We start from the raw sequence: 12808 nt of genomic DNA on the forward strand, positions 1-12808 counted from the left end.
AATGAAACACACAACCAATAAATGGCTGGAACTGATCATTGTTCTGGCAGCTCCTTTACTTTCCGTTATCGATGTATTTATTATCAATATCGCAATACCCACGATTAAAAAAGGAATTCATGCCACCGATGGCGAAATGCAGTTCGTGATTGCCGGATATCTCCTCGGATATGCTGCTTTTCTGATTACAGGAGGCAGGGCTGGAGACCACTTCGGAAGGAAAAAAGTTTTCTTTTGGGGAATGTTTGCCTTTACCATAGCGTCCTGTTTATGTGGATTGTCACAATCAGCATTCCAATTGAACGTTACAAGATTTTTTCAGGGATTAAGCGCTTCATTTATGGTTCCTCAGACGATAGCATTCATTCAGGTGCTTTTTACAGATACTAAAGAACGGGCAAAAGCATTTGGATTATACGGAATTACTTTGGGTACAGCCGCTGCAATAGGGCAGGTGCTGGGTGGTTATTTATCAGATACACATTGGGTAATAGAAGGCTGGAGGCTGGTTTTCTTTATCAATCTTCCGATAGGAATCATTACACTTTGGGCCACACACAAATACGTTACTGAAACTCCCAGACATGAAAGCACAAAATTTGATTATACCGGAATACTCATTCTCACATTGGCTCTGTTTTCCCTTATCTATCCTTTGATTCAGGGGCGGGAGGCAGGATGGCCGTTGTGGAGTTTCGGACTGTTGGGATTGTCTTTTATTCTGTTTGTTATTTTCATTTATAATCAAAAAATGAAGCTAAGCAGAAGCGGAAACCCCTTGATTGATGTTAGATTATTTAAAATAAAAGATTTTAATATCGGATTAACGGCCGTTTTATTTCACTTTATGCTGCATACCGCCTATTTATTATTGAGTGCGGTGTACCTCCAGAATGGGCTTGGCATTTCGGCTCTTGATTCCGGGTTATATTTTATCGCTCCGGGGATTTTATTTGTCGTTTCTTCTGTAATGGCTTCCCGTTTGATTATAAAATATGGAAAGAGAGTATTGCAGGTAGGCGTCCTTATTCTGTTTATAGCATTTTATCTTCAGATGACCCTTTGGAAACCGGGAATCAGTAACGGATTGGTGATCGGATTAATGGCAGCATGGGGATTTGGAAATGGTCTTGTGCTCCCTTCATTATTGAATATTGCCCTTAAAAATGTTCCGTCTCAATATGCGGGAGGTGCAGCAGGAATTTATTCCACTTTTCAGCAGACCGCTTCTGCATTAGGAGTAAGTGTTATTGGGGGAGTATTTTTCTATTTTTCAAAAGAAAGCTGGCAGACTGCTTACCACTTCGGAATTATTTGTATATTGATTTGCCTGGTTATGGTAGGCGTTATGTTACAAGTATTACCAGGCTCTGAACCTGTAAGTGAACGCAGTAAAAAAATTATAAAAACATAATGAAAGATCCTGATCAATTGGTTTATAAAGATGTTTTGTCTCCTGTGGGACTGATCAAAGTGATTGCTTCTGATAAAGGACTTGTTGCGATCATCTGGGAAGGTGAGGACTACACAAGAACAAAGCTTTCTGCTCCTGTGAAAACAGAAGAGCATCCCATTATTTTGCAGGCAGAGAAAGAGCTTAAAGAATATTTTGAAAATAAAAGAACCATTTTTACCGTACCCCTTGATTTTAAAGGAACCGATTTTCAGGTTAAAGTTTGGACCGCTTTATTAAAAGTTCCATACGGTATAACAAAAACATACGGAGAACTTGCAAAAATCCTGGGTGATGTGAAAGCCGTTCGTGCTGTAGGGGGAGCTTTAAACAAAAATCCAGTATCCATCATTGTTCCCTGTCACAGAATCATTGGAGTATCGGGAAAACTGACCGGTTTTGCAGGAGGATTAAAAAATAAATCGATACTTCTGGATCTGGAAAGAGGATATACAATGCCTTCTTTATTTTAATGAAAAAAGGAACGATGAATAAAAAAACAGATTCTGAAACCTCAGCAATTAGGACAGAGGTTTTCCATTCAGAAAACTTCCATGAATTGTGCAATTATTTAGCAAACCGGGATCCTGATTTAAAATTAATTTTAGATACTCATGGATATCCGCCAATGTGGACACGGGAAAATACTTTTGAGACGCTTGTTCATATTATTCTGGAACAGCAGGTTTCTTTAGCATCGGCTTTGGCAGCTTTACGGCAGTTAATAGAAAAAACAAAGACCATCACTCCGGAGCAGATCCTTACACTCAGCGATGAAGAAATGAGAGCCTGCTATGTAAGCCGCCAGAAAACGATTTATATCAGAGGGCTGGCACAAGCGATGATTAATGGAGAAATTAATTTTGATAAAATGCCGGAAATGTCTAATGATGAGGTCCGCAAAACATTAATTCAACTGAAAGGAATAGGTAATTGGACTATTGATGTATACTTAATGTTCACGCTTCAAAGAACAGATATTTTTCCTATTGGTGACCTGGCAGCTGTCAATTCTTTAAAACGCCTGAAAAATCTTTCTCCCAAGATGAGCAAAGAGGAAATCCTTGAAATGACAAAACAATGGGCACCCTTAAGATCAGTCGCATCAATGATACTATGGCATTACTATCTGTCAGATTCCCGTAAAAAAGCGAAAGTTCAGTTTTAAAGAGCTATTGAAGGTTTTTAACAGAAAAATTAATATTATTTTTGAAATATCTTTATTCTGCACAATTTTTGCTGTAACAAGCTACTTTTAACGGACACCCCTCCAATATAATATTATGATCTATGATGAAAAAATACCTTACTTATATAACACTTCTGGGAGCACCTCTATTTTGGGGTCAAAATAAAACAGTTGAAAAAACGGCCTATCAACAGAGCTGGTTGCAGGAAAAGCAGGGAAATGAAGCCTTAGCATTTGATGCCGACATACAATTGTCTGATGCCGAAATAGCCTTGGACAAAAAAATATTCCAGATTCGAAAGCAGTTTATCAGCGAAACAGAAGCGAAAAAAGTATCGTTATATAACAGTTCTTTTACTGAAATAAAACCAATGATAGAGAAGAGTAAGCTGTTTGAAATATTTCAGACTATGCCGAAAGGAGGTTTGCTGCATACCCACAGTGGAGGGATAACAGATGTAAAATGGGTTATTTCAGCTGCCAGAAAATACCAGGAATGTTATGTGTACGATCAGAAAGACAATGACCAATTCATTACTGGACAACTTGCTTTTTTGAAAAAGGAAAAGTTCCGAACGGATTTGTCAGTCTGGATAAAAAACTGAGCTCAGATCCTGGTTTTGAAAAACAGCTACAGGAGCTTCTTACCCTGAAAAGGGATAACCTTTGTTCTTACACAGATTATTGGATTGAATTTGAAAAACGTTTTAAACGAATCAGCCTGTTGCTGCCTTATCGTCCTTTCTTTAAGGAATATTATTTGAAAGGTTTTCAGGACCTCATAAAAGATAAAGTTCAGCATGTAGAGATCCGATTTATCTTTGACGAGCTTTACGACTTTAAGAATGGAAAATATCCTTTAAAAACATCGATTACAGATCTGCAGGACGTTCTTAAAGAAGTACACAAGTCCGATCCGCAGTTCAGCTTGAAGCTGATCTATTCCAGCTTTAAATTTTTAGATACTGAGAATATTGATAAACAGCTGGAAATGGCTTTCGAGTTGAAGAAAAACTTTCCCGACATGATTACAGGCTTTGACCTTGTAGCAGATGAAGCTGCGGGACACAGTATTAGTTTTTTTGAGAAAAACTGGACCAAACTGAAGGAGCTTAATCAAAAATATGGGATGGAAATGCCTCTTTTCCTTCACGCCGGTGAAACCAATTCTATCTTTAATGAAAATGTTTTGGATATCGCTCTTCTGGACAATAAAAGAATTGGGCATGGCCTGAACCTTATTTACTTCCCAAAAACAATGGAACAGATCAGAAAACAGAATAAACTGGTTGAGGTAAGCCCACTCAGCAATCAGATTTTGGGGTATGTGAGCGATCTTAGAAATCACCCTGCAAGAGTTTTACTGAGCAATGGTGTACAATGTTCCATCAACAGTGATGATCCTTCAGTGTACGGATATACCGGTCTTAGCTATGATTTCTGGGTAGCTATGGTGTATTGGGAACTGGATATAAAAGCATTGAAAAAACTGGTTTTTAATTCGATTAATTATTCTTCTTTGAACGACAATGAGAAAAGAAAGCAGTAACCTACCTGAATCAGCAGTGGAATGATTTTGTCCAGAAAACGAATCAGAAATTAAACTAAACTTAAAAAATAAAATCGCATTATGGAACTCATAATGCGATTTGTCTTTTAATAGAAATATTGATGTGAGATAAAAGAAATTACCTTTTTAAACCGAATTTTGACAATCCCTTTTTTACAGCTGGGTTCAACTTTGTCGGGCTTACTTTTGTAAGGAACAAAGACTCACAACCATTGAAGATGACAAAACGATTTACTGTTTCTATAAAAGGTTTAAGCCACGATTCAATGTCTATCGTATTGTTTTCAATATGCAAATGGATCAACTCCAATTTTTTTTCCTTTCTATGAGCTTTGCAGTCAACTCTTCCGATAAACTGATCACCAAAGAGGATAGGCAGACAGAAGTAGCCGTATTGTCTTTTTTCCTTTGGAACATAGCATTCCAACCTGAAATCAAAATCAAAGATCTGTTTGATCCGGTCACGATGGATAATGGAATTATCAAACGGAGACAGGAGCTGTATATTGGAATCCATCGCATCAAATGTCTTTTCAAAAACCCCGTTCTGAACAAAGACGGAAGGCAATCCTTCTATTTTGATTTGAGATATTAATCCTTCGTCAAGCATCGTTTGTAATACCTTATTGACATTTTGTTTTAAATCATTTCCAGTCCTAAGATGGGTGATCTGTTTTAAAGTGGTAAATCCATACGCCCGGAGATTGGTTTTTACTAAATATTCCGCAAAATCAAGTTGAGAAGGTTCTGTGGTGTCAATGAAAGAAGGTAAAACTCTTTCGGTAAGATCATACGTTTTCTGCATGCCGGAACGTCCGCTGATCATAAGGTCACCTTGGATAAAAAGTCTTTCCAGAGCTAGTTTAGCAGGTTTCCAATTCCACCAGCTTCCTGCCTTATGGCTTTCGTTTTCAAAATCTCTTGCTCTTTTAGGACCTTCATTGCGGATGGTATCGATGACATATTCCATCATTTTAGGATCGGCATTGTAGTACCGGGATTCACCTCGTTTGATGGTAAGCATTTGGGGCAAAGCATAGCGAAAATCCCGTATAGGAAGGTAAGAAGCTGCATGAAACCAATATTCAAATACTTTACGCTCTTCTACCAGCTGTTCTAGGAAATCTGCCTGAAAATCAGGAATTCTCGTCCATAAAGTATGATGGTGGGCACGTTCTACCATAGACAAAGTGTCAATCTGTATGTATCCAAGATGCTCCAAAGCATGAAGAACAGCATTCTTTCCCGTTCCGAACGATGCGTTTTGTGCTAGCCCCTGGCTGTCTAATGTTGCACGCTTTAAGTGCTCTAATGCCAACTTCTTTTCCATATTTTAAATTCGAAGACAACAGGTTTCTGATGTTTCTTTCAAATATAATAAAAGCTTGGGCAAATATCGAAGATATTTGCCCAAGCTTTTTGTGAACATCCTTCGAACAGATTCTTACAATGTCAACACAATTTTTCCAAATAAAGGTCTGTCCCGTTTTGCATCTTCTATTCTTTGATGGGCATTTTTCATCTCTTCAATCGGATATATGCTATCGATAACAGGTTTTACTTTTCCGGTTTCAATTAATTGGGTTATATGATAGAGCTCATCCCTGCTTTGTCGGGTAAAAACGAAATGATAAGTCGCATTTTTTTCCCAGGCGTGAATAAGGTTTTGTGGCTGGGCGATATCAACCAGTGTTACAACGGTTCCATAGTCAGCCAAGGCAAGCGGACTGTCTGAGAGAGTGCTTCCTCCTATGGTATCAATAATGACATCTACTCCTTTTCCTTTCGTATGTACTTGTATTTCTTCAATCCAGTTTTTTTGATGATGGTCAATAACGACATCAGCTCCCAGATTCTGAAGTTTTTCATGTAAAACACTCTGTCCGGTTGTATATACAAAAGCTCCTAATGATTTGGCGATCTGTATGGCAAGTGTTCCTACACCGCCTGCACCTCCAAGGATAAGAATAGTATCTCCTTTTTTCAACTGAGCCCGTACCACAAGCATTTCCCATACCGTTCCTCCAATAAGCGGAACAGCAGCTGCTTCCTCATAGCTGATATTATCAGGCATTCTGGACAATGAAGATTCTTCTGTAAGATGATACTCCGCATAACTCCCGGAGCTGCCAAAGCGAGGTGAATAATAGACTTTGTCACCGGGTTGCCATTTTTTAACAGCTTCACCCACTGCTATAATATCACCAGCAATATCGTGCCCGGTTATAATCGGCAGTTCAAAAAAGGATGCATAATCACCCCGTCTTACCTGGTAGTCAAGTGGATTTACTGACGTTGCTCTTACTTTTACCAATACTTGTGAAGGATCTGTGATAGTAGGAATAGGCATTTCGGTGACCTGCAGAACTTCCGGACCTCCATAGTTTTTTATGACAATTGTTTTCATAAGTGATGTTCCTGTATTTTTTAGTAATTGATTTACTAGTTTATAGATTCTATGAGCTATTTCGGCAATGTTCCCATAAATTCTACTATTTCAGCACCAATCTCTACAGCGTGTGTTTCCAGGGCAAAGTGTCCGGTATTATAAAATTTTAGTTTCGCATTTGGTATATCCTTTTTATAAGCTTCTGCTCCTGCAGGAAGAAAATAAGGATCTTTATTTCCCCACACCAATAATAATTTAGGCTGATACTTTCTGAAATATTCATGGAACTTAGGATATAAGGCTACATTGGTTCTGTAATCTTTCACTAAGTCCAGTTGTATCTCTATATTCCCCGGTCTGTCAAGGAATTTTTGATCAAGAGTGTAAGCTTCCGGTGCAATTAAAGAAGGATCGGAAACACCGTGATAATATTGAAATGTAGTGGCTTCCTTAGAAACGAAATCTTTTAACGCAAGGCGGTTTGCCTGTGATGGTTCCTTCCAGTATTTCTGTATGGGGTTCCATTCATTGCTTAATCCTTCTTCATAGGCATTTCCGTTTTGGGAAACGATTCCTGTGATCTTTTCCGGGTTATTCATGGCCAGGCGTAAACCTACCGGAGCTCCATAATCAAATATATAGACTGCAAAACGTTTCATCTCAAGTTTGTCAACAAATGTCTGTACTGTTTCCGCCAGATTATCAAATGTGTAAGAGAATTGCGTATGATCCGGAGCATCAGAATATCCAAATCCAGGGAGATCAGGTGCTATGACATGGTATTTTTTGCTCAGTATGGGAATCAGGTTTCTGAACATATGAGAAGAAGTAGGATATCCGTGCAGAAGGAGAATGGTAGGAGCATCAACAGGACCTGCTTCTCGGTAAAACAGGTTTAAATCATTGACCTTGATGTTGCGATAGTGGATGGGGTGGTTTTCCATAATGTAATTATTTAATTTTTGATGAGATTGTGCCATTGTCATATTGATTGTAAGTATGCCCAGTGACAAGGTTGTAATGAATTGTCTGAATATTATTTTCATGTATTCTTTTTGATAGGTCAAAATTAATACGGATATTTGATTACTTAAAACGATTAATTATAATAAATTGAATCACTTTTAATGATTAGTTAAAATGAATATAAATGATTTGAAAATATTTGAAGCCGTAGCCGAAAGTGGAAGTTTTACAAAAGCGGCCTCTATGACCTTTACGGTTCAGTCTAATGTTACAGCAAGGATAAAGAGTCTTGAAGAAGAATTTGATACAAAACTTTTTTCACGTACCTCGAGAAAGGTAGAACTTACTTCCGAAGGGATGATCCTGATGCAATACTCCAGACAGATTCAGCATTTGGTGGAGGAGGCGAAGCATAATATCCGAAGCGGGGAAAATATCCGGGGAAACTTGAAAATAGGCTGTATCGAGACCATGATGGCATTAAAAGTGCCTGAAATTCTCAACACATTTGATGAAAAATATCCCGATATTGAGCTGGAATTTAAATCAGACTCAAGAGACTCCATACTATCTGATGTGCTGGATTATGCCCTTGATGCGGCTTTTATTTCTGCTCCCGTGAATGCGAAGGGATTAGAAAAAATTTGTATTAAAGAAGAAAAACTTGTTATTCTGGCATCTTCAAAAGGTCCCAGTCTCCAGACCCTTATTGAAAAAGAACCCTTAAAGATTGTGGTATTTGATGAAGGATGTATTTTCAGAGAAAGATTAGAATCCTGGTTAAGCCATAAAGGTATTCTCAACTACAAAAGTACGGTTCTGAATTCTATTGAAGGGGTGATCAATTTCGTAGAAGCAGGGTTGGGAGTCAGCATATTGCCGGAAGAAGTGGTCTCGAAATATTACGCAGGAAGAGAAATTAAGACCTATGGACTGAACAAGCAGCTGGGAACAATGAATACGATTCTTGTTTTTAGAAAAGACGGCCCGCAGTCGAGAGCTTTGCAATGTTTCATCGATATGCATTTGGAGATATAGAAAGAAGTAAGCACCCATTATAACAGGAAAAATAAAGGCTATGGCAAAAACGACCGAAACCCTTGATGAATTTTACAGACATAAATATGGCGCCGTATCGGGAGACTTTCCTAAAAATGACGGACAGTTTAATGTCTTTAGAATTGAAGACCGAATAAATACCGGAACTTCGTCACCCACCTTTATCCGGAGAGATTTTTATAAGATCATGCTATTTCAGGGTAACAATATATTTCATTATGGAGACCGGAGCATTCCGATAGCGGGAAGTACGTTGCTTTTCTTTACTCCTCATGTGCCTTATACATATGAATCTTTAGAGGAAGATACTAACGGCTGTTTCTGTGTTTTTAAAGATGAATTTTTTAAAGGGAATCTTCGTTTAAACCTATTTGAATTTCCTTTGTTTACAGCAGGTAGATATCCTGTTTTCAGTTTAAAAGAGGAAGAAGCTTCAGAAATAAAAACAATATTTGAAAAGATCATCAAGGAGATTGATTCAGACTTTGCCTATAAATACGACCTTATCAAAAATTATGTCAGTGAATTAATCTATTATGGGATGAAATTACAACCGGTCAATAGTATTTCTGACCATAGCAATGCCGCTTCAAGAATTACCATTGTATTTATGGAATTGCTGGAACGTCAGTTTCCCATTGAATCTACTGCACAACGTTTTGAATTGCGTTCTCCAAAAGCTTTTGCTGATCGAATGTCTATCCATGTCAATTCCCTCAACCGGGCTATAAAAAAACAGACGGGAAAAACCACTTCTGAACATATCTTTGAACGGCTTACCTCCGAGGCCAAAGTTCTTTTAAAATATACAGAGTGGAATATTTCCGAAATAAGCCATGTACTTGGCTTTGAAGACCAGGCTCAGTTTAATAACTTTTTTAAGAAACAGACGGGCAGCAGCCCAAACAGTGTAAGACAGGTTTGAATTTGACAATTATTGGTTTGTATATCACAAAATAGGTTTTGATGCTTAATATAATTTTGCATAAAAATAGAATATATGAGTCATACAAAAATCTGGTATATCACTGGAGCATCGAAAGGGATGGGGTTTTCATTAGTAAAAAAGCTGTTGGAAAAAGGACATAAAGTAGCAGCCACCTCGAGAACAATTACAGCCTTTGAAGGATTGGACGCCGATCCGGACAATTTTCTTCCCTTGGAAGTGGATTTAAAAGATGAACAGTCTATCGCACAATCCATTGAGAAAACAATAAAGCAGTTTGGGCATTTGGATGTGGTGGTCAATAATGCAGGCTATGGACTAGGTGGTGCGATAGAGGAACTCAGTGCTGAAGAGATTGAAGAAAATTTTCAGATCAATTTTTTTGCAGTGTTAAAAGTGATCCGGCAGGCATTGCCCTATTTAAGGAATCAGCGTTCCGGGCATATTATTAATATTTCATCCATTGCAGGTTTTGCACCGGGATTGGGATGGAGCATGTATTCTGCTGCAAAATTTGCTGTAACGGGATTGTCAGAAGCTTTGGCTAATGATCTTAAACCATTGGGAATCAATGTAACAGCCGTTTTACCCGGATGGTTTCGTACCAGCTTTGCTAAGCCGGATTCTATTGCTTTCGGCGAAAATCAGATCGATGATTATCAATTCCTGCGAACGGCACATCAGAAAATGAATGAAATAAACGGGAAGCAATTGGGAAACCCGGAGAAAGCAGCTGATGTTTTTATGAAACTGGCAGAGGTTTCAAATCCGCCGGTATTATTCTTCTTAGGAACAGATGCAGCCCAGAGAGCAGAAAACAAAATTGCGGAATTATCTGAACAGATACAGCAGTGGAAAGCGCTTTCTTCATCCACAGATTTTAAAGAATAGATATTCAATAGGAGTTCATTGCATTTTTCATTCCCTTCAAAAGCACTTTTTACCAAATGGTAAATATTCCCCAATAAGTATTGTTAACTTTGTTATAATGAAAGAGTTTATAGAATACATCCTGCAGTTTGGTCATCTGAACCAGCAGCAAATTGACCTCATCACAAGCAAAGCAAAAGAGATTGAGCTAAGCAAAGATGAGTATTTTGCAGAGGCAGGAAAAGTCCTTAGGCAGGTAGGTTTTATTCTTGACGGAATCATTCGTATTTGCTATTATAACAATAAAGGGGAAGAAATTACCAAGATCTTTATTGAAGAAAAACATCTGCTCTTCAATCTGAAAAATGTGCCTTCCACAGAATATATACAGGCAGCAACCCATTGCAAAATGCTCGTTTTTTCTAATCAGGATTGGAAAGAAATTTCGGATACGATCATAGATTGGGAAAACATTATTCAAAAAGTGACGAACAAAGCACTGGCCCAAAAGCTGGAAAGGGTAAGCCCGCTGATCTCTCAGGATGCCACCACCCGTTATCTGGAATTTATGGAAAAATATCCCACTCTTGTTAATCGTATTCCCTTGTCATACATCGCTTCTTATCTGGGGATTACTCAGCAGTCATTAAGCAGAATAAGAAAAAATATCCGCTAGGCTGCTTTTTACCAAATGGTAAACAGGTTCTTTTTTTATCGGTGCAACTTTGTGGTATCACTTTTAAAAATTAAAAAATGAACCCAACAATTTTCATTACAGGAGCCTCTTCAGGATTAGGAAAAGCAACGGCAAAACTATTTGCTGAAAAAGGCTGGACGGTGATTGCAACGATGCGAAACCCTGAAAAGGAAACTGAGCTTACTGCATTTCCCAATATTCATCTTCTGAAGCTGGATATCAGTGATCCGGAGCAGGTTGCTGGAATAGCTTCAAAAGCAGAAGAAATAAGTCCGGTGGATGTATTACTGAACAATGCTGCATACGGGCTGATGGGACCTTTTGAAGGAACCACTGACGAAGAACTGGCACAGCTCATCAATACCAATTTTTTAGGAACAATGCTTGTGACCAAAGCATTTCTTCCGTATTTCAGAACCAGAAAAAAAGGAACTGTCATTACAGTAACCTCATCCACAGCCAACATTCCTTACCCGTTTGTCTCTGTGTATGCCGCCACAAAATCTGCATTGGAAAAATGGTCCGAAGGAATGAGTTATGAATTAAAAGAGTGGGGGATCAGGATCAAAACCGTAGTTCCTGCTTATATGCAGACCAATTTCGGAAGCAATGCACAAATGGTTTCTCATCCGGATTATGAAACGGTTTTTACTCAATATATAACGGCAATGAGGGGAGATTCAACGGCAAAACGGGATACTCCTGAAACTATTGCCGAGGTTGTTTATACAGCAGCAACAGATAATAGACAACAGCAGCATTATATGGCGGGTGATCTTGCCAACGCAGAATATGAGTGGCTGAAGAAAGAAGGAATAGAAACGGTAATCAACGAGACGAATCAGCGGTTTTTTGGATAATCATGGTATCAAAAAGTCGCCAGCTGAAAAGCTGGCGACTTTTTATTTTAAATGAATTATTTCTTAGGAGTCAAAGAAAAATTATCTACATACACCGCCTGGTGTACGCCGTTCAGTAAAACTTTCAGACCCAGGTGGGTATCTTTTTTTATAGAAATGGTATAGGTTTTCTTCTCACCTGTTATTTTGGATGCTTTAGCGATTGAAGCGTATGATTTTGCATCGGTTGCGCTGGCTACTGAGAAAATTTCCAGAGTAGTTTCTCCTCCGTTGTCCGAAATATCAAGGCTAAGGGTATAGGTTCCTGCTTTTATTTCCGGAGTTACCAGATACATATTCTCACCAGGATTGGTCATAGAATAGAAAATGATCTTTTTGTCACTGGCATACAGCATTGCTTTCCCGCCCTGGGCTGTCCAGCACTTGTTCATATCCTTCCATGTATCAAAATTTTCTGTTATCGCAGATACAGGTTTGCATTGTGCCTGTGCAGTCATCAGCCCTCCCAGAGTCACCATTCCTGCCAATATGATTCTTTTCATAAGTTATTTATATTATCATGTAAAAATACTTAAAAAAGCTAATATCTGCGGTATTCTGTGTAGTAGAGTAGTAGAGAATTTCAAAGATTATTTTACTCGTTTGAAATAAAGGCTCCGAAGTCGGAGATACTCAATCATTATTTGAGGTTCCGAATATATCGGCTGAGGTTTTGGAATAATATTTTTGAGGTTTTGAAATACTCCTTTAAGGTCTTCAAGTTCTACTGACAGGTTTGGGATATCAAATTTGCGGTTGAGAACCCTACG

General features: G+C 38.4%; 14 protein-coding genes. 10 read left to right on the forward strand and 4 right to left on the reverse strand.

What is annotated here, in order from left to right; translation table 11 throughout:
* Window position 1 precedes the first annotated feature (1 nt).
* The 5 genes from LF886_RS09165 to LF886_RS09185 all read left to right on the forward strand — a co-directional run bounded on the left by LF886_RS09165 (window position 2) and on the right by LF886_RS09185 (window position 4191).
* Window positions 2-1414: an MFS transporter gene (locus LF886_RS09165; RefSeq protein WP_236853815.1), complete on the forward strand. Its 1413-nt coding sequence runs from the start codon at window positions 2-4 to the stop codon at window positions 1412-1414.
* Window positions 1414-1926 carry a methylated-DNA--[protein]-cysteine S-methyltransferase gene (locus LF886_RS09170; RefSeq protein WP_236853816.1) on the forward strand — a complete coding sequence of 171 codons (513 nt, stop codon included), beginning with the start codon at window positions 1414-1416 and terminating at the stop codon, window positions 1924-1926. The genes LF886_RS09165 and LF886_RS09170 overlap by 1 nt, the downstream gene beginning before the upstream one ends.
* Before the next feature lie 14 nt (window positions 1927-1940).
* Window positions 1941-2621 (forward strand): DNA-3-methyladenine glycosylase family protein, encoded by a 681-nt coding sequence (locus LF886_RS09175; protein WP_236853817.1) that lies wholly within the window; start codon window positions 1941-1943, stop codon window positions 2619-2621.
* Window positions 2622-2743: 122 nt separating this feature from the next.
* Complete coding sequence (locus tag LF886_RS09180) at window positions 2744-3247, forward strand: hypothetical protein (protein WP_236853818.1); 504 nt, start codon at window positions 2744-2746, stop codon at window positions 3245-3247.
* Window positions 3248-3366: 119 nt separating this feature from the next.
* Window positions 3367-4191, forward strand: a complete 825-nt coding sequence (locus LF886_RS09185; protein ID WP_236853819.1) for a hypothetical protein — start codon at window positions 3367-3369, stop codon at window positions 4189-4191.
* 139 nt (window positions 4192-4330) lie between these two features.
* On the opposite strand, the gene LF886_RS09190 is transcribed toward LF886_RS09185, so the two are convergent.
* The 3 genes from LF886_RS09190 to LF886_RS09200 form a co-directional block, all read right to left on the reverse strand.
* Entirely contained in the window at window positions 4331-5542 is a 1212-nt protein-coding gene (locus LF886_RS09190; RefSeq protein ID WP_236853820.1) for a winged helix-turn-helix domain-containing protein, read from the reverse strand.
* Window positions 5543-5656: 114 nt separating this feature from the next.
* Window positions 5657-6619 carry a zinc-binding dehydrogenase gene (locus tag LF886_RS09195; RefSeq protein ID WP_236853821.1) on the reverse strand — a complete coding sequence of 321 codons (963 nt, stop codon included), beginning with the start codon at window positions 6617-6619 and terminating at the stop codon, window positions 5657-5659.
* A gap of 56 nt (window positions 6620-6675) precedes the next feature.
* Window positions 6676-7647, reverse strand: coding sequence for an alpha/beta fold hydrolase (locus tag LF886_RS09200; RefSeq protein WP_236853822.1), 972 nt, complete (start codon window positions 7645-7647; stop codon window positions 6676-6678).
* 109 nt (window positions 7648-7756) lie between these two features.
* Between LF886_RS09200 and LF886_RS09205 the strand changes: the two genes are divergently transcribed.
* From LF886_RS09205 to LF886_RS09225, 5 genes are all read left to right on the forward strand, one after another.
* Window positions 7757-8605, forward strand: a complete 849-nt coding sequence (locus LF886_RS09205) for a LysR family transcriptional regulator (protein WP_236853823.1) — start codon at window positions 7757-7759, stop codon at window positions 8603-8605.
* Window positions 8606-8645: 40 nt separating this feature from the next.
* A complete protein-coding gene (locus LF886_RS09210; protein WP_236853824.1) occupies window positions 8646-9551 on the forward strand; it encodes a helix-turn-helix domain-containing protein in 906 nt (301 codons plus the stop codon).
* Between the two features lie 75 nt (window positions 9552-9626).
* Window positions 9627-10463: an SDR family NAD(P)-dependent oxidoreductase gene (locus tag LF886_RS09215; RefSeq protein ID WP_236853825.1), complete on the forward strand. Its 837-nt coding sequence runs from the start codon at window positions 9627-9629 to the stop codon at window positions 10461-10463.
* Between the two features lie 97 nt (window positions 10464-10560).
* Window positions 10561-11118, forward strand: a complete 558-nt coding sequence (locus LF886_RS09220) for a Crp/Fnr family transcriptional regulator (protein ID WP_103234429.1) — start codon at window positions 10561-10563, stop codon at window positions 11116-11118.
* 77 nt (window positions 11119-11195) lie between these two features.
* The gene (locus tag LF886_RS09225; RefSeq protein ID WP_236853826.1) at window positions 11196-11999 is read left to right on the forward strand and encodes an SDR family oxidoreductase; all 804 of its coding nucleotides are present in this window, start codon (window positions 11196-11198) and stop codon (window positions 11997-11999) included.
* Between the two features lie 56 nt (window positions 12000-12055).
* On the opposite strand, the gene LF886_RS09230 is transcribed toward LF886_RS09225, so the two are convergent.
* Window positions 12056-12541 (reverse strand): hypothetical protein, encoded by a 486-nt coding sequence (locus LF886_RS09230; RefSeq protein ID WP_236853827.1) that lies wholly within the window; start codon window positions 12539-12541, stop codon window positions 12056-12058.
* Window positions 12542-12808 lie beyond the last annotated feature (267 nt).

Source organism: Chryseobacterium sp. MEBOG07, from assembly GCF_021869745.1.
GTDB lineage: Bacteria > Bacteroidota > Bacteroidia > Flavobacteriales > Weeksellaceae > Chryseobacterium > Chryseobacterium viscerum.

What these genes read in the sequence shown, in the direction of transcription:
- LF886_RS09165 (WP_236853815.1), top strand. Translation starts at nt 2, where the DNA reads ATGAAACACACAACCAATAAATGGCTGGAACTGATCATTGTTCTGGCA.
- LF886_RS09170 (WP_236853816.1), top strand. Translation starts at nt 1,414, where the DNA reads ATGAAAGATCCTGATCAATTGGTTTATAAAGATGTTTTGTCTCCTGTG.
- LF886_RS09175 (WP_236853817.1), top strand. Translation starts at nt 1,941, where the DNA reads ATGAATAAAAAAACAGATTCTGAAACCTCAGCAATTAGGACAGAGGTT.
- LF886_RS09180 (WP_236853818.1), top strand. Translation starts at nt 2,744, where the DNA reads ATGATGAAAAAATACCTTACTTATATAACACTTCTGGGAGCACCTCTA.
- LF886_RS09190 (WP_236853820.1), bottom strand. Translation starts at nt 5,542, where the DNA reads ATGGAAAAGAAGTTGGCATTAGAGCACTTAAAGCGTGCAACATTAGAC.
- LF886_RS09195 (WP_236853821.1), bottom strand. Translation starts at nt 6,619, where the DNA reads ATGAAAACAATTGTCATAAAAAACTATGGAGGTCCGGAAGTTCTGCAG.
- LF886_RS09200 (WP_236853822.1), bottom strand. Translation starts at nt 7,647, where the DNA reads ATGAAAATAATATTCAGACAATTCATTACAACCTTGTCACTGGGCATA.
- LF886_RS09210 (WP_236853824.1), top strand. Translation starts at nt 8,646, where the DNA reads ATGGCAAAAACGACCGAAACCCTTGATGAATTTTACAGACATAAATAT.
- LF886_RS09215 (WP_236853825.1), top strand. Translation starts at nt 9,627, where the DNA reads ATGAGTCATACAAAAATCTGGTATATCACTGGAGCATCGAAAGGGATG.
- LF886_RS09220 (WP_103234429.1), top strand. Translation starts at nt 10,561, where the DNA reads ATGAAAGAGTTTATAGAATACATCCTGCAGTTTGGTCATCTGAACCAG.
- LF886_RS09225 (WP_236853826.1), top strand. Translation starts at nt 11,196, where the DNA reads ATGAACCCAACAATTTTCATTACAGGAGCCTCTTCAGGATTAGGAAAA.
- LF886_RS09230 (WP_236853827.1), bottom strand. Translation starts at nt 12,541, where the DNA reads ATGAAAAGAATCATATTGGCAGGAATGGTGACTCTGGGAGGGCTGATG.